This window comes from Subdoligranulum variabile (assembly GCF_025152575.1).
GTDB classification, from domain to species: Bacteria; Bacillota; Clostridia; order Oscillospirales; family Ruminococcaceae; genus Gemmiger; species Gemmiger variabilis.
The window spans coordinates 2,565,194-2,589,546 of sequence record NZ_CP102293.1 but is presented as its reverse complement, the minus strand read 5'-3'; the positions used below and the strand labels follow the sequence as shown (position 1 = coordinate 2,589,546).

21 protein-coding genes are annotated in these 24,353 nt (G+C 61.1%); 7 read left to right on the top strand and 14 right to left on the bottom strand.

Translation table 11 applies throughout. The features are described from left to right. Window positions 1-5 precede the first annotated feature (5 nt). The 6 genes from hisA to NQ490_RS12095 all read right to left on the bottom strand — a co-directional run bounded on the left by hisA (window position 6) and on the right by NQ490_RS12095 (window position 5,862). Window positions 6-722, bottom strand: a complete 717-nt coding sequence (hisA, locus tag NQ490_RS12120) for a 1-(5-phosphoribosyl)-5-[(5-phosphoribosylamino)methylideneamino]imidazole-4-carboxamide isomerase (protein ID WP_007046065.1) — start codon at window positions 720-722, stop codon at window positions 6-8. Between the two features lie 12 nt (window positions 723-734). Beyond that, window positions 735-1,352 carry an imidazole glycerol phosphate synthase subunit HisH gene (gene hisH / locus NQ490_RS12115; protein WP_007046064.1) on the bottom strand — a complete coding sequence of 206 codons (618 nt, stop codon included), beginning with the start codon at window positions 1,350-1,352 and terminating at the stop codon, window positions 735-737. A 23-nt stretch (window positions 1,353-1,375) separates the two neighbouring features. Next, window positions 1,376-2,443 (bottom strand): histidinol-phosphate transaminase, encoded by a 1,068-nt coding sequence (gene hisC, locus NQ490_RS12110; protein ID WP_007046063.1) that lies wholly within the window; start codon window positions 2,441-2,443, stop codon window positions 1,376-1,378. Window positions 2,444-2,459: 16 nt separating this feature from the next. Beyond that, window positions 2,460-3,749 carry a histidinol dehydrogenase gene (gene hisD / locus NQ490_RS12105; protein WP_007046062.1) on the bottom strand — a complete coding sequence of 430 codons (1,290 nt, stop codon included), beginning with the start codon at window positions 3,747-3,749 and terminating at the stop codon, window positions 2,460-2,462. After that, window positions 3,746-5,326, bottom strand: a complete 1,581-nt coding sequence (gene hisG, locus NQ490_RS12100) for an ATP phosphoribosyltransferase (RefSeq protein WP_007046061.1) — start codon at window positions 5,324-5,326, stop codon at window positions 3,746-3,748. Before hisG ends, hisD begins: the two co-directional genes overlap by 4 nt. Before the next feature lie 146 nt (window positions 5,327-5,472). Beyond that, entirely contained in the window at window positions 5,473-5,862 is a 390-nt protein-coding gene (locus tag NQ490_RS12095) for a hypothetical protein (RefSeq protein ID WP_050764665.1), read from the bottom strand. 167 nt (window positions 5,863-6,029) lie between these two features. Between NQ490_RS12095 and NQ490_RS12090 the strand changes: the two genes are divergently transcribed. Further along, a complete protein-coding gene (locus NQ490_RS12090) occupies window positions 6,030-6,392 on the top strand; it encodes a CidA/LrgA family protein (protein ID WP_007046059.1) in 363 nt (120 codons plus the stop codon). Then, on the top strand, window positions 6,385-7,080 hold the full coding sequence (locus tag NQ490_RS12085; RefSeq protein WP_007046058.1) for an LrgB family protein: 696 nt from the start codon (window positions 6,385-6,387) through the stop codon (window positions 7,078-7,080). Before NQ490_RS12090 ends, NQ490_RS12085 begins: the two co-directional genes overlap by 8 nt. 57 nt (window positions 7,081-7,137) lie before the next feature. On the opposite strand, the gene NQ490_RS12080 is transcribed toward NQ490_RS12085, so the two are convergent. The 8 genes from NQ490_RS12080 to NQ490_RS12045 all read right to left on the bottom strand — a co-directional run bounded on the left by NQ490_RS12080 (window position 7,138) and on the right by NQ490_RS12045 (window position 19,325). After that, entirely contained in the window at window positions 7,138-9,777 is a 2,640-nt protein-coding gene (locus NQ490_RS12080) for a cation-translocating P-type ATPase (protein ID WP_007046057.1), read from the bottom strand. Window positions 9,778-9,992: 215 nt separating this feature from the next. Further along, window positions 9,993-12,017, bottom strand: coding sequence for a DUF6311 domain-containing protein (locus tag NQ490_RS12075; protein ID WP_007046056.1), 2,025 nt, complete (start codon window positions 12,015-12,017; stop codon window positions 9,993-9,995). A 9-nt stretch (window positions 12,018-12,026) separates the two neighbouring features. After that, window positions 12,027-12,908, bottom strand: coding sequence for an aldose 1-epimerase family protein (locus NQ490_RS12070; RefSeq protein WP_007046055.1), 882 nt, complete (start codon window positions 12,906-12,908; stop codon window positions 12,027-12,029). 47 nt (window positions 12,909-12,955) lie between these two features. After that, on the bottom strand, window positions 12,956-13,822 hold the full coding sequence (locus NQ490_RS12065; protein WP_007046054.1) for a putative manganese transporter: 867 nt from the start codon (window positions 13,820-13,822) through the stop codon (window positions 12,956-12,958). Window positions 13,823-13,850: 28 nt separating this feature from the next. Then, window positions 13,851-14,246 (bottom strand): transposase, encoded by a 396-nt coding sequence (locus tag NQ490_RS12060; protein WP_050764664.1) that lies wholly within the window; start codon window positions 14,244-14,246, stop codon window positions 13,851-13,853. Between the two features lie 43 nt (window positions 14,247-14,289). Beyond that, a complete protein-coding gene (locus NQ490_RS12055) occupies window positions 14,290-17,928 on the bottom strand; it encodes a hypothetical protein (RefSeq protein ID WP_007046052.1) in 3,639 nt (1,212 codons plus the stop codon). 33 nt (window positions 17,929-17,961) lie between these two features. After that, window positions 17,962-18,744, bottom strand: coding sequence for a 23S rRNA (guanosine(2251)-2'-O)-methyltransferase RlmB (gene rlmB / locus NQ490_RS12050; RefSeq protein WP_007046051.1), 783 nt, complete (start codon window positions 18,742-18,744; stop codon window positions 17,962-17,964). Between the two features lie 284 nt (window positions 18,745-19,028). Further along, complete coding sequence (locus tag NQ490_RS12045) at window positions 19,029-19,325, bottom strand: hypothetical protein (protein ID WP_147644640.1); 297 nt, start codon at window positions 19,323-19,325, stop codon at window positions 19,029-19,031. A gap of 15 nt (window positions 19,326-19,340) precedes the next feature. Here NQ490_RS12045 and fba point away from each other — a divergent pair, with 15 nt between their 5' ends. The 5 genes from fba to NQ490_RS12020 all read left to right on the top strand — a co-directional run bounded on the left by fba (window position 19,341) and on the right by NQ490_RS12020 (window position 24,294). Next, window positions 19,341-20,204, top strand: a complete 864-nt coding sequence (fba, locus tag NQ490_RS12040) for a class II fructose-1,6-bisphosphate aldolase (protein ID WP_007046048.1) — start codon at window positions 19,341-19,343, stop codon at window positions 20,202-20,204. A 118-nt stretch (window positions 20,205-20,322) separates the two neighbouring features. Beyond that, window positions 20,323-21,363 (top strand): hypothetical protein, encoded by a 1,041-nt coding sequence (locus NQ490_RS12035; protein WP_007046047.1) that lies wholly within the window; start codon window positions 20,323-20,325, stop codon window positions 21,361-21,363. Between the two features lie 87 nt (window positions 21,364-21,450). Beyond that, window positions 21,451-22,977 (top strand): peptidoglycan-binding domain-containing protein, encoded by a 1,527-nt coding sequence (locus NQ490_RS12030; protein ID WP_007046046.1) that lies wholly within the window; start codon window positions 21,451-21,453, stop codon window positions 22,975-22,977. 4 nt (window positions 22,978-22,981) lie between these two features. Continuing rightward, the gene (locus tag NQ490_RS12025; RefSeq protein ID WP_007046045.1) at window positions 22,982-23,671 is read left to right on the top strand and encodes a peptidoglycan-binding domain-containing protein; all 690 of its coding nucleotides are present in this window, start codon (window positions 22,982-22,984) and stop codon (window positions 23,669-23,671) included. A 53-nt stretch (window positions 23,672-23,724) separates the two neighbouring features. After that, a complete protein-coding gene (locus NQ490_RS12020) occupies window positions 23,725-24,294 on the top strand; it encodes a nitroreductase family protein (protein ID WP_007046044.1) in 570 nt (189 codons plus the stop codon). Window positions 24,295-24,353: the final 59 nt, after the last annotated feature.

Here is a 24,353-nt window from a genome sequence, read left to right as displayed (position 1 = left end):
CCTCCTCAGTCCTGATAGCGGCGCACGGCCTCAGCCAGGTCGATGGCGCCTGTGTAGATGGATTTTCCCAAAATGGCCGCATGGCAGCCCATGGCCTGCAGTTCGGCCAGTTCCTCCATGCGGGCGATGCCGCCGGAGGCCGTGACTTCGATGCCGGGGATCGTCAGCAGTTCCCGGTAAAGATCCAGGTTGGTCCCCTGCATGGTGCCGTCCCGGGAGATATCGGTGGCGATGATGGCCTTCACGCCGGCATCGGCGCAGCGGCGGCAGAAATCCACACCCGGCTCGGGGGTGACTTCCTTCCAGCCGTTGACCGCCACATATCCCTGTTTCATGTCCACCCCCACGGCAATGCGGGAGCCGTAGATCCGGGCCATCCTTTCGGTGAAGGCAAAATCCTTGACCGCAATGGTTCCGAGGATGCAGCGATCGACGCCGAGATCCAGATAGCGCCGGATGCGTTCCTCGTCCCGGATACCGCCGCCCACCTCGATCCGGAGGCCGCCCTGTCCGGCAATGGCCGCAATGGTCTGCAGGTTGGCGGTGGTATCGTCCTTGGCGCCGTCCAGATCCACCACATGGAGGTACTGGGCGCCGGCTTCGATGAAGGACCGGGCCTGGGCCACCGGATCCGCGTTGTAAACGGTCATCTGATCGTAATCACCCTGATAGAGCCGCACGGCCTGACCGCCGCGCAGATCAATGGCGGGATAGAGTTTCATACCGTCCCCTCCTTACAGTTCTGCAAACGCCTTGAGCAGGCGCAGGCCGGTGTCGCCGGATTTTTCGGGGTGGAACTGGGTGCCGTATACATGGCCGCTGCGCACCGCACCCGTAACGGGAATGCTGTACTCGCTGGTGGCCAGGGTGGAGGCCGCGCAGTCCTTGGCGTAGTAGCTGTGGACGTAGTAGACGTACTCCCCGTTTTTCACATACCGGAACAGCGGATCGTTTTCCCGGCCCGGTACAATGTCCAGCGCGTTCCAGCCGATGTGCGGCACCTTCAAACTCGGGTCTTTCAGATCGTCGGCCAGCGGGCAGACCGAACCGGGAATCAGTCCCAGGCCGGCATGTTCGCCGTATTCGTAACTCTTTTCAAAGAGCAGCTGCATGCCCAGGCAGATGCCCAGCAGCGGCTTGTGCTGTACCTCTTCTTTCAGAACCGGAACCAGGCCGGTGGCCTCCAGCTTGGCCATGGCATCGGCAAAGGCCCCTACGCCGGGCAGCAGGATGTGACTGGCCGCACGCAGGTCCTCTGCTTTGCCGGTGACGCGCACCTCGGCCCCCAGACTCTGTACGCTGGACGACAGGCTGAACAGGTTGCCCACGCCGTAATCCACAATGGCAATCATGACTTTCCCTCCTCTTCTACATCTCAGCTCCGGGGCAGGATTTCATCCAGCGCCGCGAAGAAGCGCTCCATCTGTTCCGGCGTGCCGATGGTGATGCGCAGCCAGTTGTCGATGCGCGGAGCGCTGAAATAACGGATCAGGATGCCCCGTTCCCGCAGTTTCTCAAAAATTTCCCGGCAGGGCATCCGGTCGGTGGTGACAAACAGGAAATTGGTGGCAGAATCCAGCACGGTAAAGCCCCGTACCCGCAGCTTTTCGGTGGTATCGGCGCGGGTGGCCAGGACTTTTTGAGTGACCTGGCGGAAGTACGCTTCGTCCCGGATAGCCGCAGTACCTGCCGCCTGGGTCAGAGAATTGACGTTATAGGGACTGTAGCTGAACTTGACCCGGTTCATATCGGCGATGAGTTCCGGCCGGGCCAGACAGAAGCCCAGCCGGGCCCCCGCCAGGTTGTGGGTTTTGGAGAAGGTATGGGTGATAACCAGATTATCGTATTTTGCCAGCAGCGGCAGGCAGGTGGAGCCCGCCGGGGCGAATTCTATGTAGGTCTCGTCCACAATGACGATGTTGTCCGGATTGGTGCGCAGTACCTCCTCGATGGCATCCACCGGCGCCAGCAGACTGGTAGGCGCGTTGGGATTGGCGATCACGATGGTCTCGTGCAGTCCGTGGTATTGGTGCAGGTCGATGGTAAAGTCATCCTCCAGAGGAATGACATGCTGCGGAATATGCAGCAGATCACACAGAACCGGGTAAAAACTGTAGGTAATGTCGGCGAAGGCCAGCGGGGTCTCCTCGTCGCAGAAAGCCCGCAGCGCCAACAACAGGTTTTCGTCGCTGCCGTTGCCGCATAGGACATTTTCCGGCTGGACACCCCAGTGCCCGGCAATGGCCCGGTTGAGTTCGGCGTTGGTCAGATCGGAATACAACCGAAGCCCCGGCACTGCCGCCGCCACCGCCGCCGCCACGCCGGGCGCCGGCGGATAGGGATTTTCATTGGCGTTGAGCTTGACGAGGTTGTCCATTTTAAGCTGCTCGCCGGGGGTATAGGGTTCCAGCGCGGCCAGCGTTTTGGTAAAATAACGGCTCATCCTTTTCGCCTCCCGCTCACTGGTCCTCAAATCGGATGGTCACACTTTTGGCGTGGGCGTGCAGCCCCTCGTGCTCCGCAAAGTTGGCGATGCGCTTTTCCACCTGGCCCAGCGCCTCCCGGGTATAATAGATGAAGCTGGACTTCTTCACGAAATCATCCACCCCCAGGGGGCTGCTGAACCGGGCCGTACCACTGGTAGGCAGCGTGTGGTTGGGACCGGCAAAGTAGTCGCCCAGCGCTTCCGGCACATTCTTGCCCAGGAAGATGCTGCCGGCGTTTTCGATGCGGCCCAGTACTGCAAAAGGATCGTCCACACAGATTTCCAGATGCTCCGGCGCGATGATGTTGACCGCCTCGATGGCCTTGTTCATATCATCGGTGACGATGATCTTGCCGTTGGTGTCCACGCTGGCCCGGGCAATGGCTGCGCGGGCCAGCTGCGGGATCTGAACTTCCAGTTCCGCCTGGACCGCCTTGGCCAGCTCCCAACTGTCGGTGACCAGCACCGGTGTGGCCAGTTTGTCATGTTCTGCCTGGCTGAGCATGTCCGCCGCCACCCAGGCCGGGTTGCAGCTGCCGTCCGCCAGCACCAGGATCTCCGACGGGCCGGCGATCATATCGATGCCCACCTTGCCAAAAACCTTCCGTTTGGCCGTGGCCACATAGATATTGCCGGGGCCAACGATCTTATCCACAGCGGGCACGCTCTCAGTGCCGTAAGCCAGGGCCGCCACCGCCTGGGCTCCGCCGCTCTTGAAGATCTTATCGATGCCTGCGATGACCGCCGCCGCCAGAATGCCGGGGTTCACCTTGCCGCCGGGGCCCGCCGGCGTGGTCATGACGATCTGTTTGACGCCTGCCACTTTGGCAGGGATCACATCCATCAGCACGGTGGAAGGATAGGCCGCCGTGCCCCCCGGCACATAGACGCCCGCCCGCTGGATGGGGGTGTATTTCTGTCCCAGCACCACGCCGGGCTTGTCGGTCAGGATAAAGTTCTTGTGAAGCTGCTGCTCATGGAAATGCCGGATATTCTCCGCCGCCATTTTCAGGGTCGTGATGAATTCGGGATCCTGGGCGTCCAGTTCCGCGAAAGCCTCGTCAATCTCCTGCTGGGTGACCTGCACCGACTGCAGCTCCGCATGGTCGAACTTGGCCGCATACTCGATCAGGGCAGCGTCCCCCCGGGCGCGCACATCGGCAATGATGGCATCCACCGTGGCCTCCACGTCCGCTTCGGCACGGATGTCGCGGTTGAGAATTTCCTCAGGTTTGACTTTGTCAAAATCATACAGGCGGATCATTGGGCAAGAGCCTCCTTCATCTTGTTGAGCAGTGTGCTCATCTGCTGATATTTGAACTTATAGCTGGCTTTGTTGGCAATAAACCGGGCGGAAATGGGCATGAATTCCTCGATGACGGCCAGATTGTTTTCCCGCAGGGTAGTGCCGGTCTCCACGATATCCACGATGACGTCGGACAGCCCCAGAATTGGTGCCAGCTCGATGGAACCGTTGAGTTTGATGATGTCAATATCCCGGCCGCAACGCTCGTAATGGTCCCGGGCGATGTTTACAAACTTGGTGGCCACCCGCAGCGCCCGGCTCTCGTCATCTGCAAAGTCTTTGGGGCCTGCCACGCACATCCGGCATTTGCCCATGCCGGTATCCAGCAGTTCGTAGACGTCGGCATCGGATTCGGCCAGGATGTCTTTGCCTACGATACCAATATCCGCCGCGCCATGCTCCACATAGATGGCCACGTCGCTGGGTTTGACGAGGAAGTACCGCACCCCGGCCTCGGGGTTTTCCACCACCAGCTTGCGGGTGTCGTTGTAATCCTCATTGGCACGGTAGCCTGCCTCCGCCAACAGTTTATAGGCCTTATCGCCCAGGCGGCCCTTGGGCAGCGCAATGTTGAGCCAGACCTTTTCGCTGCCGGGCCGGTCTTCCCCGCTCTGTGCCGTCAGCCGTTCCAGCTCATCCAGATAGATGGCAAAACCGATGGCGTTGGCTCCCGGCGTGAAACGCTGCATCAGATAGTCATACCGGCCACCCTTGAGCACCGCACGGGGCACACCGGCCACATAACCGGTAAAGACCAGGCCATTGTAATATTCCATCTCATCGGCCATGCTCAGGTCCAGCATCGTGCCGCGGCCGTCTTCTCCCAACCGGTTCTGCAGCGCCTGCAGTTCTTCCAGCGCCGCCCGCTGGGCATCACTGCGGCAGCAATTCCGGGCAGCCGTCAGCGTAGCCCCCAAGGGGCCATGGAGCTGCAGCAAGCCGCACAACGCCTCGGCTCCCTCCTCGGTCAATCCAGCGGCCCGTGCAGCAGCATCCAATTCATGGGCATTTTTCTCGTTGAGCAATTCCAGAAGCCGGCCGCGGGATTCCTCCGGCACCTTCAGCGCATCCAGCAGGCCGGTCACAAAGCCCATGTGGCTGACCTCCAGCACCGTGGGGACCTCCAGCGCCGCCAGACTTTGCAGCGCCAGCCGCACGACCTCTGCCTGGGCCGCCGCATCCACCGCGCCCATACATTCCAGTCCCATCTGGTGTATGGTCTGGAAGGTGTGGCTTTCCCGGCTGGGACGGCAGACCTCCTCATTATAATAGAAGCGTTTGCATTCACCGGGCGCCGGCTGGGCTGTCTTGGCGATGGACAGCGTCACATCCGGTTTGATGGCCCGCAGTTTGCCGTCCAGATCGGTAAAGGTCACCACCTGGGCATCCGGCAAAAATCGCCGGTATTCCTGATACAGCGCATACTCCTCAAACCGGGAGCACCGGTATTTGCGGTAGCCCGCCTGCTCGTACAAAGCCCGCAGCCGGAAGGTCGCCTGCTCCGCGGGGGTAAAATTCTGCAGCTGGATTTCCATTGTCAATTCCCTGCCTCTCGCACATATAAGTGTATTATACTTTAGTGCAATAAAGTTGTAAAGCGCATTTTTATTCAATTGAATCCAAAATAATGCAAAAGGCGCACCTTTGCCTTCACAAAGATGCGCCTGAAGCGTTCGGTTTATCAACCCTTGCAGCCCTGTTCGTCCCAATCGCCAAAGTCCGCGGGATCCGCGATCTTGGTAGCGTCGTACTTACCGTCTGCCGTCTTGGGGACCTCCACAGCACCCAGTTCCACCGGGTTTGCATTGGGGGTATCGTCGCCGGTCTGCACGGGATGGGCAGCCATGGGCGGCTGGTATACGGCATCAGTCTCCGGGGACGCGGCGGCAGGGGCCTGTTCAGCCTCGGCAGACGCATCGTCTTCGGGCTCGGCGTCGGTTTCAACCTCGTCCGCCGGGCCCACAATATGCTCGTACTCCTCGCCGTGCTCGCGCTTCTGCAGCACATACACAGCGGCGCCCACAGCAGCGGCACCCACGGCCAGACCGGCCAGTTTCTTCAGCAAAGACATGTCAAAACCTCTTTTCGCATTCCCAACTTGGTTTTGGGTTAGTATACCACACTCCGCGGCAAAATACAAGTATAGGAATTTTTTCACAAAATTTTGTTCTGGTAATTGTATGATCTGACAAGAAGTGGTATGATGAGTCAGCATTCTAGCATAAAGAGGGATCGTATATGAAGTTCGTGTTTCAATTTGCCCGGATCGTGGGCTTCTGCCTGCTGGGGGAAGCGTTGGCTGCCGTGCTGCCGCTGCCCATCCCGGCCAGCGTCTACGGCCTGCTGCTGATGGTTGCCGCGCTGAAGCTCCGATTGCTCAGACTGGAACAGGTACGGGAGACCGGTCTGTTCCTGACCGGCATCTTCCCGCTGCTGTTCGTGCCGGCGGCCAGCGGTGTCATGGAACTGGGCAGCCAGTTGGCGGATGTCTTTGTGCCGGTGGTAATTGCCATCATTCCCATCACAGCTTTGGTCATGGCGGTGACCGGTCTGGTGGCCCAACATTGTACTGCCGGCCAGGAGGTGGAAAGTCATGAGTGAATTCCTGCAGAATTGCGGCAGCTGGGGCGTTTTTGCCACGCTGGCCGCCTATGCCCTTGGTGTTCTGATCAATCGCAAAACCCGGCTGGCCATCTTTAACCCCCTGTTGATGGGCAGCATCTTCATGATCGTTTTCCTGCGCTGTTTTGCCATCCCTTACGCCGACTACAGTGCCAGCGCCGCCCCGGTCAACTGGCTGCTGGCCCCTGCCACCGTCAGCCTGGCTATTCCTCTGTATGAGAAATGGGATCTGCTGGAGAAAAACGTGGGCGCCATCCTGGCGGCGATTCTGGCCGGTGTCATCACCAGCCTGGGCAGCGTCCTGGTCATGGCTCACGTACTGAAAATGGCCCATGCCAACGCCGTTACACTTCTGCCCAAGTCGGTGACGACCGCCATCGGTATGGATATTGCCGCAACACTGGGCGGCACGGCCGCTCTGGCGGGCGCCGTCATCATCCTGACCGGCATCGCCGGCAGCCTGCTGGCGGAGACCGTCTGCAAAGTTTGTCATATCACCCACCCCATCGCCAAGGGGTTGGCTCTGGGCACCTCCGCCCATGCGGTGGGCACCAGCAAGGCCCTGGAGATGGGCGAGGTGGAAGGCGCCATCAGCGGACTGGCCATCGCGGTGGCCGGTGTGCTGACCGCAGTGCTGGCCCCGGTGGCAGCCAACTTCCTGCCGTGACCCCTGATCCTTTATAAAAACACCAAAGCGGCGCCCTAAACGGGTGCCGCTTTTTTATCAGGCCGCGCGGCGGCGCTGGATCCACTTGACCAGTTCCACAATGGGAATCACCAGCACCGCCAGGGCCAGGGCCAACAGGTATTCCGGCAGCGATACCGGCGTAAAGCCGAACATCCTGGCCAGCACCGGGATTTCCAGCACGGCGGTGGTCAGCAGCAAACTGCCCAGCATCGCTCCCCACAGCATAAAGTTATGGGTATGCAGAGAGAATACACTCTTGCGCTGGCTGCGCAGATTGAAACTGTGGAAGATTTCGCACATGCTCATGGTCAGGAACGCCATGGTCATACCGTCGGGACTGACGTCCCGGGGCATTTCCAGCGCTCCTGCCTCGATGCAGTGGCCCAGAATATAGGACAGCATGGTGATTCCCGCAATGAGAACGCCCTGGTAGGCAATATCCGTTCCCAGCCCACCGGCGAAGATGCCGTCGGAAGTACGGCGGGGTGGCCGGGACATAGTGTCCGGCTCACCGGGTTCCATGCCCAGTGCCAGTGCCGGGAAACAGTCGGTGATCAGGTTGATGAAGAGGAGATGCACCGGGTTGAGCAGCGTAAAGCCCAGCAGGGTGGCCCCGAACACCCCCAGCACTTCGCTCATGTTGGACGCCAGCAGGAACTGGATGGACTTGCGGATGTTGTCGTAGATGCGGCGGCCTTCCTCTACCGCCGCCACAATGGTGGCGAAATTGTCATCCGCCAACACCATATCGGCCACATTTTTGGTCACATCGGTGCCGGTGACACCCATGCCGATGCCGATATCCGCCATCTTCAGGGAGGGAGCGTCGTTGACCCCGTCTCCCGACATGGCCGTCACGGCACCGCGGCGGCGCCAGGCAGCCACAATACGGGTTTTATGTTCCGGCTGCACCCGGGCATAGACGGTGTAGCAGGTCACGGCTTGCGCCAGCTCCTCGTCGGAGAGGGTATCCAGTTCCGCGCCGGTCACTGCCTGGGAGGCATCGTCCAGAATCTGCAGCTGGCGGGCGATGGCCACAGCGGTGTCCTTATGGTCACCGGTAATCATCACGGGACGGATCCCCGCCCGGCGGCATTCCGCGATGGCATCCATGACCTCCGGCCTCACCGGGTCGATCATACCGGTCAGTCCCAGGAAGCATAGGTCCTGTTCCAGCATTTCCGGAGCCTCGGACGCCGGCTTCTGCCCCCAGTGCCGTTCTGCCGCCGCCAGCACCCGCAGCGCCCGGTCTGCCATCGCTTTATTTTTTTCCAGAAACTCCCGGCGTTTTTCGGGCGTCATGGTATAGACCGTACCGTTTTCCCGGTAGGCCGTGCAGCGATCCAGCACTACGTCGGGCGCCCCCTTGGTGTACTGGATAAAGCCGTCTGCCCCCCGGTGTATGGTAGACATCATCTTGCGCCCGGAGTCAAAGGGAGCTTCCCCTACCCGGGGCTGTGCTGCCTCCAGCCTGTCCTTGGGCAATCCTTCTGCAGCGGCGAAGTCCACCAGAGCCGCCTCGGTGGGTTCGCCCTCGGCACGGCCATCGTCGTTCAGAGCCGCATCACTGCAAAGAGCCATCGCCGTGGCCAGCGGAACTATATCTCCCTGGTGTTCCACCACCGTCATCCGGTTCTGCGTCAGCGTACCGGTTTTATCGGTACAGATGACCTGGGTACAGCCCAGCGTCTCCACCGCCGTCAGCCGCCGGATGACCGCCTTACGGCGGCTCATGTTGGTGACTCCGATGGAGAGGACCACCGTCACCACAGTGGCCAGGCCTTCCGGGATGGCTGCCACCGCCAGCGAGACCGCCACCATAAAGGTGGAGAGCACGCTTTGCAGCGTGAAGGAGCCCGCAACAACCAGGTCAAACACAAAGATGAATACGCAGATGGCAAGCACCAGCTTGGAAAGAGTGCGCCCCAGTTCATCCAGCCGACGCTGCAGCGGGGTCTGTTCTTCCCCGGTTCCGGAGAGTGCCCCCGCAATCTTGCCCATCTCGGTCTGCATACCGGTAGCTGTGATGACTGCCCGCCCCCGGCCGTAGACCACCGTTGAACCCATATAGCACATATTTTTGCGGTCTGCCAACGGCACTTCCCCCTGCCCGGGCGCCAACCCCAGCAACTGCACCGCCTTGGTAACCGGCACGCTCTCTCCTGTCAGCGCTGCCTCCTCAATCTTGAGGCTGGCGCTCTCCAGCAGACGTCCATCCGCCGGGACACTGTCCCCCGCTTCCAGCACGACCACATCGCCAGGGACCAGCTCCTCGCTGTGCAGCACCCTCTGATGCCCGTCCCGCAGCACCTTGCAGGTGGCTGCCGTCATGGTCTGCAGTGCTTCGATGGCCGCCTCGGCCTTACTCTCCTGCACCACACCAAGCACCGCATTGAGCAGTACCACAATGAGGATGATTGCCGCTTCTGCAAAATTTTCTCCAGCGAGGAAATCCGTCACGCCCGAGACCACCGCCGCCGCCAGCAGGATCAGCAGCATGGGGTCCTTGAGCTGCGCCGCAAACCGCTGCATCAGTGTGGGTTTGGGCACACCGCGCAGCTTATTGGGGCCGTATTGCTGCAGACGCGCTTCTGCCTGCTGCGTGGAAAGCCCCTGTTCCGAAGCGTCCAGCTGCCGCAAGAGTTCGGCAACGGATTGAGTGTATGCCTGTTTCATCGCGGGTCGCTCCTTTCCGGTGGGTAATAAAAAAACTCATGCACAGGGTAAGCCTGTGCATGAGTCTCATTCCTTTGTTCCGGCGGTCCGGGCCGGGTGGCCGGGTATGGCGAACACGCCGCGCACCATGCAGTGCGGAATTACTCCCCCATGGCACTTTCATTGTACGCAGAAAGCCCCATGTTTGTCAAGGATAACCACACCACAAACCGGCGTCAGCCCGTCTTTTCCACCGTAATACTGGTGATGGTGACGGGCGTATCATCCAGCGTGTGCACCGCCGTGCGCCAATAGTACAGCGGCTCCCCGGTGGAGAACGTGAAAACCATCTTTCCGGGGTCGATCCCGATGAACTCAATGTCCAGCTTATAAGTTTCCTGGTTGATGAGTCCATGGCGCGCGTAAATATAGCTGTGGTCAAAACCGCTCCCGGTGAGCGTCACCTGATAGGTTCCCGGGAAGAGCATCCAGGCATCCGTCATCATTTCGCCGCCGCTGCTCAGCTCCACGCCCTCCCCGGTGACGGAACCATTGCTCACATCGGAAAGACTCAGATCCACCTCGTGGGCATCTGCCGCGGGCACCGGGTCTTCCGTCAGGTCCAGTGGTTCCACACTGCCGATCAGAACACCGTCGAGCCGGTAATAGTGCAGCCCGAAGGAGTCCCGTGCCAGCTCATCCTCATCGATAAAAACGTACAGCGTGTCGGGAGAAAGGGTGTTCATCTCCCCGGCCAGCGTCACCGCCGCCAGGTTGCCGTCCATATGGCCCATGTAGAAGCTGTTGGACGTCCAGCCATGGTCCGCCGCAAAAGCGGCAAGATCCCAGAACTCATCGTGTTCAAAGTCGAAGCTCACAAAGGCCAGATGGCTGAACTTGCCCTGCTCGCCCAGCGTCTCCCAGGCAGGATCGGTCAGGATGGTCTGGTTCGTATAGGTTTCAGCGTCGTGGTAACGGCTGAACCGGTTTGCCAGTTCCTCCCGCTGGCCGTATCCCTGGAGAAGTGCGCCAGCCGCCAGCAGGATCACCGCCGCGCGGCCGTTCCAGAGCCGCAGCACCACACCGCAGGCCAGCAACGCCAGCAAAAGCCCTGCCAGCCAGGCCAGCCGCGCACAGGAAGAAAACATGGCCCAGAAGTCCATCAGCGCCTGGGGAATGGGGATGGTGCCCAGTGTGTGACCGCCCAGAGTGAGGGTGTTGCCCATGGCAGCGACCGCATCCAGGACCAGCACCGCTGTGCCGGCGAACATCCAGCCGCCATGGCGGCGGCAGAACGCCCCAAAGCGGATTTTGCCCCGCACGCAGGCCACCACCAGGCTGACAGCCGCCAGCACCAGAACCGCCACCGCACCGAGGCCGATGTAGACATTCTGTTCCCAGCTGGCCTCGATCCCCGGCACCACCAGATTGAGCAGATCGGCACCACTGAGATAGCCGTTGGAATACCCCGCGAAATTGGCCGCAAAAGCGCCCAGAATGACCAGTTCGGCGCCAGCCGCCGCGCAGAAGCAGAGCACCGGCAGCAGCACGGCGGCCGCCCCGCGCTTTTGCAGGCCGCGGCGAACCGCATACCCTACCAGGACAATGCCGACCATGGGCAGATAGTACAGATGAATTCCCGCACAGAGGATACCCATACCCGCCCAGACCAGGCAAGCGCGATGGGTGGTGGGCAACAGACGATCACTTTGCAGCCAGAGCCATACCGCCAGCAGAATCAGCCAGTTGGCGGCCAGCGCCGTATGGGCGAACATCCGCATGGTCAACGCCGGGAACAGCACAACAATCCCGGCCCCCGCCACCGTGGCCCAGCCACGGGCAGTCTGCTCTTTGCGCACACCGCCCAGCCGGGCCAGGATGGCCTGGGCCAGCCCGCCCTGCAGGGCATAGCAAGCCAGACCCCACCACCCGAAATACTGGAACCGATCCGGCAGAATGGGGCTGAGACATTTGAACAGCAGCGCCAGCAGCGGGATGGAATCGGTGAACAGGATGCTGGTACGGTAGGGATAGATGGCGCTGTAGTTGGCGCCCAGATAGGGCGGGCGCACCGTGCTCCGGCGGAAGAAGGCCCACCCCAGATAATGCTGGGAGGGATCGGGGCTGGGGTTATTCAAAATCCAGTCCACGCAGGTGGGGTCCAGCACCCGTACCCCGTATAAAGCCACAAAGACCAGCGCGCCCAAGAGCGCGCCGGTCAGCGGCCAGCGATTACGACGGATCGCAGCAAATCCTTGCATGAGAACTCCTCAGCGCACGAAAGTCGTGGACAGGGTGGTGGACCAGCTCTCGCCCCGCTTGAGCGACGCCGCACAGGGACGCTGCTCCCATTCCAGCGGACCGTCCTCTTCCCCGGGCAGGCTGTGCCAGGGTTCGATACAGACGAAATGGAGCGGTTTTTTCAGAGCCGACCAGATCAGCACATACGGATACCCCTCCACGTCGCAGATCACGCTGCGGCCGGTATCCTTCTCCACGATGGAGACATGCTGGCTGCGCAGATTCACCATACAGTGGCTGTCGTTATCGAACAGATCATCGGTCAGCGGAATGGCCTCCACGTTGCGGGCCAGATAGTAGCTCTTGCCGCTGAGCAGACCATTGGGCATAGCGCTGACACACAGGGGAGATTCAATGCCGTCAAAGCGGATCTCGTAATCCTCGGTGGTGTGACGGTCATCAAAGGGCAGTGCAAAAGCCGGATGATACCCGATGCCGAAACGCAGCTGTTCCTCCACAGGATTCTCCACACAGAGGGTGTGGTGGACAGTCTCCCCCTCCAGCACAAAGGTGGAGCGCAGCACAAAGGCATAGGGCCACTTGGGCAGCGTCTGGGCATTGGCGTGCAGCTCAAATTCCAGGGTGTCGTCGGTCTGGCGGGTCATCGTGTGCTCTACATCCCGGGCAAATCCATGCTGAGCGCCCTGGTATTCCACCCCTTTGGCGATCATCTTGCCGCCGGTCAGTTTGCCGGTGTAGGGGAACAGAATCGGCGCGTGACGTCCCCAGACTGCGGGATCGCCGCTCCAGATCATCTCCGCACCGGTGGGTTTGTGAATGACACTGACCACCTCGGCGCCCAGGGAATCCACTGTCAGGCGCAGGATGTCATTTTCGATGGTATACTGCATAGCTGTTTCCTCCCGAATCTTTTGTTTCCCGCGGCTGCGGGCAGTTTTTATAGAACGACCACCTGCAGAAGCATGCCGGCCACCGCGCCGACCGCCCACAGAAGACCGGTCATGAACAGATTCTGTTTCCAGCTGGGGTTGACCCGCCACAGCACTGCCAGGCCCACACCGGCACCGGCCGTCAGGCCGGCAAACAGGCTGCCGAAGGAGATTGCCCCCTCCATATAGAGCTGGGCCAGCAGTACGCTGGCAGCACAGTTGGGTACAAGGCCCACCAGTGCGGTGAGCATGGGCTGGAAGATGCCCATACCGGCCAAAGCCGAGCTGATAGCGTCCTCCCCCACCGAAGCAAAAACAAGGCCGATCAGCAGACTGAACAGCAGAATAAAGACAAAGATCTCCAGCGTGTGACGCAGAGCCGCCAGCCAGATGCCGCTGTGCTCTTCGTGCTCTTCATGGCAGTCCACCTCATCTGCGTGACCGGCGTAACCGCCGTACAGGGACTTGGGCAGCACATGCCGCAGCGGAATATCCAGCAAGGCCCCGCCCACCATACCGAAGCCTGCCTTGCAGACCAGCAAGGCCACCAGACTGGGCCACTGGGACGGCTCTGCCGCCAGCAGCGGCACGGCTTCATCACTGGTGGCGATAAAGACCGCCAGCAGTGTGCCAGGGGTGATGACCCGGCTGGCATACAGGTTGGAAGCCACCGCGCTGAATCCACACTGGGGGATACAGCCCAACAGAGAACCCGGCACAAAGCCCCAGCGTCCGCCGCCGGCCAGCGCCGCCTCGATGCGGTCGCCGTGATGGCGTTCCAGCCATTCGATCAGCAGGTACGCCAGATAAAGAAACGGCAGCATTTTGACGCTGTCGGTCAATGCATCCCGCAGCGCATCCAGAAAGAATTCCATAAAACCTCTATATTCATCATGATTGTGTTCAGCGGAAACTGCGCAGCAGTTTCACCGCCGGACGCACGGCCCTGTCGGGGATCCGTGCCCGGAACCGGGCCACCGTGCGGGCCGAAAACGGCATTTGGTCGGTGAATGATTCCATTCCCAGAAAATATTGCAGGTAGGGACTTTCCTGCACCAGAGACACGACCTCCCGGTCCGATACCCGGTAGTGCAGCTGGATGATCCGGCAGCCCAGCGCGATCCGCGCCGAGATAGCCGCCTTGCCCCCCGGGGCGAACAGCTCACTGTAGGATTTCTCAAACTGGTCCCAGTCGATGGCATCCGCCAGCAGCATCCAGCGGTTGCGGCCGCTGAGTTCGCCGTGATACGGCGGCAGGAAATCATAGATGGACATCTGTTTTTCCCGGGTACGATACACGTCCAAAGCCCCTTTCCATGTTTGGGGCTTCAGCCCCTTTGCCTCAATACCGCTGCAGCAGCGGGAAGATCAGTGCCAGCACGCACCAGACCGCCTGATACAGCACAAAGGCCGCCAGCGGCAGGGTAATAAGTCCGCCGGTCAGCGAGAGCAGCACGCCCAGCGCACAGCCGAACAGTGCTGCGGCCGTCACGAAGACAGACGCCTTGTGTTCTCCCTCCGCGGCACCGGCGGCAGCCTCCAGGCCGCCCACAAAGCTGGCAAAGCTGCCCAGATGGAGCATGTTGCCCTCGCTTTCCGGCAGCCAGGCCACGGCCGGGTCCAGCGTCTTGCGTTCTGCCGCGTTCAGCACCTTGACCGAACCGGCGGGCAGGCTGTATGCCGCTTCCAGCAGCTGTACATCGCAGTTGAAGTCATCACAGTCCACCACGAGAGAAAGTCCCGTGCGGCGCAGGCTTTCCAGCACCACAGCGGTATCGGGGTCGCGCTGATAGGCCACCTGGAACATGGCAAACATCTTGCCGGATACCGCCAGGTAGATGACCCGGCGCTGGTTGACGGTATGGTGCTGTTCATATTCCAGACTGGGAACTTTAACGCCGTAATCCTGCATGAGGGCACGGTTGCCCACCAGCACCCGGCGTTTGTTGATCCAGCCCACATAACCCTTGCCGTAGACTGTCTCCCGGTCCTCCACTTCCGCAAGCAGATTGCGGTTTTCGCCCAGCATGCCCAGGAATACCTCCCGCAGCGTGGGCCCGGCTTCCGCCAGGATGGAGGCGGCATAGACGATGGCCAGATCGATGTGTTCCGGTTTGACCGGCTTGATACCGGAAAGCGTCACACAGCCGGTGGGGAAAAGATCCCGGGCCGTGACCTGAATGACGTTGATGCGGCCGAGCTGACGGATATCCCGCCAGCCGGGCACCACGGCGCCCACCTGCGCAGCGCTGCGCTGCATCATGCGGGCAGGCAGTGCCGACAGAAGCGTCCCTGCCAAAGGAGCGCCCAGGCAGAGCACCGCCGCCAGAACCATCATGGCCGAGGCGCTGTCCTTGGTACGGATCAGCGTGATCAGCATGGCCACCAGTGCGCAGACACCGGCCAGCCAGGCAAACTGCTGCTGATTTTTGTCGCTGGTGCCCGCTGCCGTGCTGTTGCGCAGGAAACTGCGGAAGATCTGCGTCGGGCGGTTAATGAGCACATTGGGATGCGGCTCCGCCAGACCGGTGGTCACGGCGCGCAGTGCGCCGGCATCCTTCAGCCGATAGGCCACCGAATGTTCCACCTTTGCGCTGACCAGACGGAAGTTTTCCTGCATGGTGCAGGCATTCATACGTTTGCCGATGGTGTTCAGGCAGAGGACCAGCACCGCCGGACCGGCCATCAGCGTCACGTCGGAAGTATAGTTGCCTGCGATGAGCAGCGCCACACACTGTATGGCAGCCCCCAGCAGAGGAAGTACCGCCAGACTGTCAGGCGTGGCCCGTTTGGCCAGTCCCACCACACCGGAAACCACGGTGCGCCAGCACAGACCTCCCGCCGCCAGCAGCAGAACAAGCACCACCGCCGGATAGACGGTGGGGTCGGCCAGCGGACCGGGCAGCGACGGCAGAGCCGCCGCCATCAACCCCAGCACCAGCAACACCACCGTGATGGCTGCCGTGGCAAAAGTGGCCGTAGTGTAATAAAGCACCTGCTGGCTCAGTTCCCGGCGCACCACCGGGGCGTCCTCGGCGCGCTCATACTCATGGTGGCGGATGGGCGGGATCTCCGCCGTCTCAAAAGGCTGTGCTGCGGAATCCGCCTGCTCATCCTCCGGTTTGCCGCCCAGCCGCATCATATTCTTGGCCAGGCGTTTGGCCCGTCTGCGGCCGCGGCGTTCTTCCTCCTCTGCCGCATCCGCCAGCGACTCCGTCAGGCGGGCGGCTGCCGTATCAAAGCGGGCAGTTCCTTCCGGCGCGGTGCCCGTATTGATGGCCTGGGCAATGTCGTGCACAAAGGACGCCGTACCCGGTTCGGCCGGTTCTCCTCCCGCCAGATTCTGGGTGAACCCGGTGGATGCCTGTGCGCCGCCACCCAGATCCTGGGTAAAGCCGCTATGAGCCGGAGCCGCTGCGCCGCCGCTCAGGTCCTGGGTAAAGCCGCTATGCTCCGGCGCCTGGGGCGTCAGTCGGATTTTGCCGGTCAATGTATCCACGAGTTCGTCCACTGCATCCGGCTCCCGGCGCCCCAGCAGACTTTCTTCGGAAGGCAGCCCCACCACCCGGGTATCGGCATAGGGGTCCCGGCCCGGCGTCTGCGGGGCAGACTGCGCCGGTGCCTCGGCTTCTGTATGCTGCTGCGGATCGGCCTCACGGGGTGCCGTGCGGGGGCGCACCGCATTGTAGGCGTTCATGAAATCCTGGGTGCTGTCCACCGGGGCAGCATCCAGTGCGCCCAACTGCATGGTAAAGCCCGTACTGGCAGCCTGATGCCGGGGCAGATTGATGGGCTCGCCCACCGGTTCCCCGGCAGGAGGATCCGGCATTGCCTGGGCAGGCGGTGCCGTGCGGATCTTCTGCCCGGGGGTAAATTCCACCGTATTGCGCTTTTTGCGGTAGATGGTACCCGTAGCACTGGTAGCACTCGGGGCCGTGCGCTCCCGCATCCCCTTCTGGATGCCGCGGAGCATCTGCATGGTATCGCCCTCGTCTGCCGAGGGCGCTGCCGGAGCCGCCGGAGCACGGGTATACTTGCTGTGCCAGACATTTTCCACCGTATCTCCCTGAGGTTCTTCCTGGGGTTCCGGTGCCCGCCGCTGGGCATGGTAGGTGGCCGGCGGTTCCTCCTGCCGTGCCTCGGGAATAACGATCTCCTCGGTATTGGACTCCCTGCTGCCGAAAAGCCCGCCCAGCAGACCATGCTTTTTGGCGGGCGGCGCAGACCGCACCGGTTCCCGGTCGGGGAAATACTCCTCCTGCGGCGATTCCTCCACAGGTTCCTGGGCAGACTCCTCCTGATTCTGGCTTCCGCCGCCCAGCGAGACATTGATGGGCACAAATTCGTCGGTATCTTCTGCGGATTTCAACCCGAACAGGCCCCGCTTCTTTTTGCCGGGCTCCCGGATCTTTCCCTTTTCATCAGGCACCACCGCCACCGAGTCCCGGAAAAATTTCTGGAACTGGTTCTTGCCCTGATTCAGCGCATCGGTATCCGCCCCGGCATCCGGTGCCATCTTGAGCAGAAAACCTTTGATGATGCCGGTGCGGGTGGTATCTCCCAGCGTGCCGGTATCGGAGGGGTCCTTCGCCGCCTCCTGCTGCACCTCGGGGCGTGCCGTCTCCACCGGACGCACAGGCTGCGCCGTCACAGGGGCTGCCTGTACCGACTGCACCGGCTGTGCAGTGGATCGCGGCGCAGCCGTCCGGGAGGATGCCGGCACCGCAGCCGTCTGTCGCGGCTGCACAGGTGCAGGATTGACAAAATCCTCAAACCCATCCAGGTCGTCAAGGCCCGCAAAGGCAATCTTATGGTCCTGTTCCGGCGTGCCATGCAGCGGTGTGGTGGAAATGCCCACACTGCGCAGGATCTCATCCACCTGATGATCGGTCACGGTGTTCTGCACACCGGCGGCCGTCTGCTGCTGGTTGAGATCCTGCAAAATGCGGTCCACTGAATCATTGGTACGTTTGCTTGGCATGTTCGATTGCTCCCTTTACAGAAAAGGTGAAATTCACTGCGCGGTACGGCGGCGCAGCACATCGTAGCACAGGATGCCTGCCGCCACACTGACATTATAGCTGTCCACACCGGTTGCCTGGCCGGGGGCCATTTCCAGTGTCACCGCTGCGTCGCAGAGCTTGCGGGTCAGTGCACCAGGACCGCCGCCCTCACTGCCCAGCACCAGGGCCACCGGCCCCGACAGGTCGGTGCGGGAAAGCGGGGCGCCGCCCAGATCCGCGCAGTAGACAAAAACATTATGTTCCTTGATCGTGCGGATGGCCTGGGCAAGGTTGGTCACCCGGGCTACCGGCAGGCGGGCCGCCGCACCGGCGCTGGCTTTCATAACCGTACCGGTCACCCCCACGCCGCCCCGCTTGGGGATGACAACACCGTGGGCGCCGCACAGATACGCCGAACGGATGATGGCCCCCAGATTATGGGGATCCTCCACCCCGTCACACAAGACGAGGAACGGCGCTTCGTTTTTGGCAGAAGCTGCGGCAAAAAGGTCCTCCAGGGAAGCGTACTGCACCTCTGCCGCGCGGGCCGCAACCCCCTGATGATCAGGCGTGCCGCAGAGCTTCTGCAGCTTGTTGCCGGGCACCCGCTTGACCACAGCGCCGCTCTGTTTGGCCAGTGCCGTATAGTATCCCGCCACCGCCTGGGGCAGCGAATCCGCCAGATAGACAGTATCCACCGTCTCCCCGCTTTTGAGCAGTTCGGTCACGGGGTTCTTGCCCCATACCAGCGTGTCGGTGTGCTGCGGTGCCTGTTCGCGACCCGGTCTTTCCATCCCATACCTCCTGGGGGACGCCCTGGTCCCCTGCCTTTATCTTTCTGATTTGTAGTGCTGACTATACAGATAACAGTATAGCACAAGGCGCGACGCTTTGTCACCTTTTTTTGCAGTTTTTGTCGGGTCCTGCGGTGTTTTTTTCCGCCACGCTTGCCGGGATGCGCCAAAAGTGCAAACCCTTTTTCGGATTGCACGATACAACATCCTTTATACGTTTTGTAGAGGAAAACCGGTTTTCCCATTGTTGAAAACTCTGTGGAAAGTGTGGAAAAGCCGCATTCTCATCCACTTTTCCACCATTTGGGAGCCAAGTTTTGCACCGGCTGTTGAAAAGTTTTCCCTATAACAGCCCGGATAAGTCCTTTTGTCAAGTGGGCAAAGCGATCAATTTTGACTGCAAAAGTCCCCGGTTTTCCCGCGGAATTTACAAAATCTTCCACGCAATTTCTTTTCGCGGCAAAATGGGCAAAAAGTACATAGAGCCCGGCAAAAAATGCTGTTGCTTTTTTGTCAAAGTCAGGGTATAATGAAACCGACGGCACGCCGGGGGTCGGTGTGCCCTGTCCGACAAACATCATGTGGAGGTATCTGATATGCTGGTAAATGCTACCAATATGCTGCTGAAAGCACGCGATGGCCACTATGCAGTGGGCCAGTTCAACATCAATAACCTGGAGTGGACCAAGAGCATCCTGCTGACTGCGCAGGAACTCAATTCGCCCGTGATCCTCGGTGTTTCCGAGGGCGCCGGCAAATATATGACCGGTTTCAAGACCGTTGCCGCCATGGTCAAGGCCATGGATGAGAGCCTGGGCATCACGGTTCCCGTCGCCCTGCATCTGGATCACGGCACCTACGAAGGCGCCAAGGCCTGCGTTGCCGCCGGCTTCACCTCCATCATGTTCGACGGCAGCCACTACGACATCGAAGAGAACGTTGCCAAGACCACCGAGCTGGTCGCGCTGGCCCATGACCATGGCCTGTCCATCGAGGCCGAGGTCGGTTCCATCGGCGGTGAGGAAGACGGCGTCATCGGCATGGGTGAAGTGGCCGATCCCGCACAGTGCGCCATGATCTCCAGCCTGGGCATCGATTTCCTGGCTGCCGGCATCGGCAACATCCACGGCAAGTACCCCGCCAACTGGAAGGGCCTGGACTTCGACGCGCTGGACAAGATCCACGCTGCCACCAACAACATTCCTCTGGTTCTGCACGGCGGCACGGGCATTCCCGATGACATGATCAAGAAGGCCATCAGCCTGGGCGTTTCCAAGATCAACGTCAACACCGAATGCCAGCTCAGCTTTGCGGATGCCACCCGTAAGTATATCGAGGCCGGCAAGGATGTGCAGGGCAAGGGTTATGATCCCCGTAAGCTGCTGGCTCCCGGTGCCGAGGCCATCAAGGCCACCGTGCGCGAGAAGATTGCCCTGTTCGGCTCTGCCAACAAGGCCTGATTTCCTCTCGTTTCATTCAATACAGTCAAGGGGCCGGCGGGAAATTCCCGCCGGCCCCTTTTTGTGTTCACCTTTTGTCCCCCGCTGTCATAGCCTGTGGGCAGGAGGTGTTTTTTGTATGCCAAATGGAACATTACGCGTCTTTGCCTCGGTGGCGAATCAGGCAGCACCGCTGTCCGGCGTACGGCTGACGGTGCAGAGCGAATCCGGCAATGTCCTGGCCCGGCTGACCACCGATGTATCGGGCGCCGCCGGTCCTCTGGACCTGGAGGCCCCCGACGCCAGCTACAGTCTGGACGAAGACAATCAGACCATCCGGCCTTACGGGGTCTACCGCCTTGCCGCCGAAGCCGACGGCTGGCAGAGCCAGATTCTGGACGGGGTGCAGATCTTCGCCGGTCAGGAGACCGTCGCCCGGTTGTCCTTCCTGCCTGCCGGACCGGCGGACGTCCCCACCCTCACCGACGCCCGCACCGAAGAGCAGAATGTGGAAGTTACCACCATTCCGCCCCATGTCTTGTTTGCGGGAGGCGGCGGCAGCGGCCCTACTCCGGAGGAAAATCTCAACGCCCGGGTCCTGAACGAAGTGGTCATTCCCAAAAAAATCACGGTACACCTGGGCAAGCCCTCCGCCAACGTGAGCAACGTGACGGTAGGGTTTCAGGAATACATCGCCAACGTAGCTTCCAGCGAAATCTACCCCACCTGGCCCGAGCAGGCCATCCGGGCCAACATCCTGGCACAGATCAGTCTGGCGCTCAACCGCATCTGGACCGAGTGGTATCCCAGCCGCGGCTATGCCTTCAATATCACAGGATCGCCAGGCTACGACCAGGCCTACGTAGCGGGACGCACGGTTTTTGCCATTATGGAACGGATCACGGCGGAGCTCTTCAACACCTACGTGCGGCGCTCCGGCGACCAGGAGCCCTACTTCACCGAATACTGCGACGGCAAGCAGGTCACCTGCCCCGGTATGAAACAGTGGGGCACCGTGGATCGTGCCAACGAAGGAAAATCCGCCCTGCAGATCCTGCGGTACTACTACGGCGACCGAGTACAGCTGGTGACGTCCAACAACATTGCGGATATTCCCGTCAGCTGGCCCGGCGTGACGCTGAAACTGGGTTCCACCGGCACCAGCGTGAGCACTCTGTAGCGTCAGCTTTCCCGCATTGCCAAGGACTATCCCTCCTTTGGCAAGCCGGAGGTTACCGGCACCTTTGACGCTGCCACCGAACAGTGTGTGAAAAACTTCCAGAAACAATTCAGCCTGACCGCCGACGGTTTGGTAGGTAAGGCAACCTGGTATAAAATCAGCTACATCTACGTCAGCGTCAAGGATCTGGCCGAGCTGACCAGCGAAGGCGAGACTGCCACCGGCACAGAAAGTTCCGGCAGCTGGCCCGGCGTGGTTCTCAAACGGGGTTCCACCGGCAGCGAAGTGGAGCAGGTGCAGTTCTGGCTTTCGGAACTGGCACAGTTCAACAGTGCCCTGCCGGCTCTGACGGTGGACGGGAACTTTGGTGCCGCCACCGAGCGGGCCGTCAAGATTTTCCAGCAGGAGCAGGGCCTGACAGCCGACGGCGTTGTGGGGCAGGCCACCTGGGAGGCACTGTATTCCGCCTGGCTGGATATGCAGAGTGACCTGGGCGGCACCGCCTGGCCCGGCATCGTGCTGCGTCGCGGAGACACCGGTATGGAAGTTCGTCTGGTACAGTTCTGGCTGCGGCTGGCGGCGGAAAACTACTCAGCCCTGGCCGCCGTCAGTGTGGATGGCAATTTCGGCGCCTCCACCCAGCGGGCTGTCACGGGATTCCAGAGCCTGTTCGGGCTGACGGCAGACGGTCTGGTGGGCCGTGCCACCTGGAACAAACTCAACGAAGTGGCGCTGGCCGTAGCCAACGAGATCGTGGAGCCCAATGTAGCTCCCGGCCAGTTCACCACCACCGTGCGGGAAGGCAACCGCGGCACCACGGTGCGGGCTGTCCAGTACTATCTGCGCCGGTTGTCGGCGTACTACAGCGACATCCCCTCGGTGACAGTGGACGGCGTTTTCGGTTCAGCGACGACCAAAGCCGTGAAAGCCTGGCAGGCCCGGGCGGGCCTCACGGTAGATGGTGTTGTGGGACGGCTGACCTGGAACAGTCTGTATGCCGCCGTGGAGAATCTGGCAGAGAGCGGCCCTGTGGTACGGGCAGCTTCTCTGCCGGCGCCGACTTCGACGCTGCAGCCCGGCGATACCGGTGCCTCGGTGCTGCGGCTGGATCGTCTGCTCCTTTTCTTGGGACAGTGGCTGCCCGAGATCAACTTTTTGGGCAGTACCGCACCCAGTGATGTATACTCCAACGACCTGGAGATCACCGTCCGCAGCGCCCAGCGGTATTTCGGCCTGCCGGAGACCGGTCAGGTGACCGCCGCCGACTGGAATGTTTTCCTGAAAGCAGCGCAGTCCCTGTCCGAGGTCAACCCTGCGGCCGCCGCCCCGGAACCGGATGGAATCTGGCCTGCTTCGGCGCTGACGCTGGGCAGTTCCGGCCCTGCCGTGCTGCAGGTGCAGCGCTGGCTGAATCTGATTGCCTCGGTGGACCAGGGATACAGCTTTGTACCGGAGACCGGGGATTTCGATGACGCCACCCAGAACGCGCTGGAGAATTACCAGCTGACTGCCGGTCTGCCAACGCTGGGCGTGGTGGACGCAGCCACCTGGGAGAGTCTGCGCACCGCCGCCGAGGCGCTGTGCAGCACCTGCCAACAAGCCAAGGAGGGATAACATCATGGCAAAAGTATTTGTTTACGACTCTTACACCAACAAATTCTACACCTATACCCTGAACGAGAGCGATCCCATGCCCTACAGTTCCGGCACCACACTGCGGGTACGGGAGTTCCGCGGGTCCAGCAAGTCCAGCGTGCTGTGGACCACCGTGGCCGCCATGGAGGCCTGGAACCTGACCCGGCGCAACTACGGCAGCAGCATTCCGGTGGGGTATGCTTTCAAACGGATCTGGGAAGGCGGCCACGGCACGACCAGTCAGCACTATGCCGGTGTAGCCTTCGACGTAGGCCAGAGTCTGAGCAGCACCGCCCGCAAAAAGATCTATGACACCGCTGTGGCCACCGGCGCCTGGGGCTATGTGGAGCCGTTGTCCATGACCCCCACCTGGGTCCATTTTGACCGACGCTACGGCAAACCCGCCTGTCCCAACACCACCGCAGGCTACCCCACCGTGCGCCGCGGCAGCCGGAACACCTATGTGTTGATCCTGCAGGACGCCCTCAATGCCCTGGGCTATCCCAGCGGTTCCCTGGACGGCGTATTTGGTTCCGCCACCGAAAGCGCCCTCAAAGCCATCCAGAAGGACTTCTCGCTGACGGCCGACGGCGTCTGCGGCTGCAACAGCTGGAAAAAGATTGCCTCCGCAGCCGTAGGCATCGGCCGCACTTCCACAGTGGTTGATAAATAAAGTCAGGACTGCTATACTGATACAAAAAACAAAGGATGTGACCCTCTGTGGATATGATGGAATTTTTGCGTACCCGGCGCACCTATCGACGCTTCGAACAGCGCCCTGTGGCACCGGAAATCCTGACCGAGGCTGTGGAAGCCGCCCGCATTGCCAGCTGCGGCAACAACCGGCAGACCCTGAAATATGTGATCGTGCAGAGTCCTGAGGCCGTGGCCGCCGTCCAGCCGCTGGTGCATTGGGCCGCCAGCCTGCCGCCGGAGTTGGGCTGTCCCAAACCGGGTGAACAACCGGTGGCTTTTATCGCCGTACTGCAGGACGAACGCCTGCCCGGCTGCAGCGACACCGATGTGGGTCTTGCCATGGGCAGCATGACAGCCGCCGCCTGGGCTCACGGGGTAGGCAGTTGCCTGATGGGCTCCATCGACCGGCCGGCACTGACAGAACTGCTGGCGCTTCCCGAGGGCGTCAAGCTGCGGTATATGGTGGCTTTCGGCTATCCCAGCCATCAGAGCCACCTGGTCACCGCCGTGGACGGCAACACCAAATATTATTTGGACGATGCAAGGGACTACTGTGTGCCCAAGCGCCCCATGGAAGAAGTTCTGCTGAAGACCCTGTAACGGATACAGAAAATGTCCCCGACCCAATATGGGCCGGGGACATTGTTTTTGTATGGCCG

Excerpts from the sequence above, each read along its gene's own strand:
- hisA (WP_007046065.1), bottom strand. The coding sequence starts at position 722 with ATGAAACTCTATCCCGCCATTGATCTGCGCGGCGGTCAGGCCGTGCGG.
- hisH (WP_007046064.1), bottom strand. The coding sequence starts at position 1,352 with ATGATTGCCATTGTGGATTACGGCGTGGGCAACCTGTTCAGCCTGTCG.
- hisC (WP_007046063.1), bottom strand. The coding sequence starts at position 2,443 with ATGAGCCGTTATTTTACCAAAACGCTGGCCGCGCTGGAACCCTATACC.
- hisD (WP_007046062.1), bottom strand. The coding sequence starts at position 3,749 with ATGATCCGCCTGTATGATTTTGACAAAGTCAAACCTGAGGAAATTCTC.
- hisG (WP_007046061.1), bottom strand. The coding sequence starts at position 5,326 with ATGGAAATCCAGCTGCAGAATTTTACCCCCGCGGAGCAGGCGACCTTC.
- NQ490_RS12095 (WP_050764665.1), bottom strand. The coding sequence starts at position 5,862 with ATGTCTTTGCTGAAGAAACTGGCCGGTCTGGCCGTGGGTGCCGCTGCT.
- NQ490_RS12090 (WP_007046059.1), top strand. The coding sequence starts at position 6,030 with ATGAAGTTCGTGTTTCAATTTGCCCGGATCGTGGGCTTCTGCCTGCTG.
- NQ490_RS12085 (WP_007046058.1), top strand. The coding sequence starts at position 6,385 with ATGAGTGAATTCCTGCAGAATTGCGGCAGCTGGGGCGTTTTTGCCACG.
- NQ490_RS12080 (WP_007046057.1), bottom strand. The coding sequence starts at position 9,777 with ATGAAACAGGCATACACTCAATCCGTTGCCGAACTCTTGCGGCAGCTG.
- NQ490_RS12075 (WP_007046056.1), bottom strand. The coding sequence starts at position 12,017 with ATGCAAGGATTTGCTGCGATCCGTCGTAATCGCTGGCCGCTGACCGGC.
- NQ490_RS12070 (WP_007046055.1), bottom strand. The coding sequence starts at position 12,908 with ATGCAGTATACCATCGAAAATGACATCCTGCGCCTGACAGTGGATTCC.
- NQ490_RS12065 (WP_007046054.1), bottom strand. The coding sequence starts at position 13,822 with ATGGAATTCTTTCTGGATGCGCTGCGGGATGCATTGACCGACAGCGTC.
- NQ490_RS12055 (WP_007046052.1), bottom strand. The coding sequence starts at position 17,928 with ATGCCAAGCAAACGTACCAATGATTCAGTGGACCGCATTTTGCAGGAT.
- rlmB (WP_007046051.1), bottom strand. The coding sequence starts at position 18,744 with ATGGAAAGACCGGGTCGCGAACAGGCACCGCAGCACACCGACACGCTG.
- NQ490_RS12045 (WP_147644640.1), bottom strand. The coding sequence starts at position 19,325 with ATGATGTTTGTCGGACAGGGCACACCGACCCCCGGCGTGCCGTCGGTT.
- fba (WP_007046048.1), top strand. The coding sequence starts at position 19,341 with ATGCTGGTAAATGCTACCAATATGCTGCTGAAAGCACGCGATGGCCAC.
- NQ490_RS12035 (WP_007046047.1), top strand. The coding sequence starts at position 20,323 with ATGCCAAATGGAACATTACGCGTCTTTGCCTCGGTGGCGAATCAGGCA.
- NQ490_RS12025 (WP_007046045.1), top strand. The coding sequence starts at position 22,982 with ATGGCAAAAGTATTTGTTTACGACTCTTACACCAACAAATTCTACACC.
- NQ490_RS12020 (WP_007046044.1), top strand. The coding sequence starts at position 23,725 with ATGATGGAATTTTTGCGTACCCGGCGCACCTATCGACGCTTCGAACAG.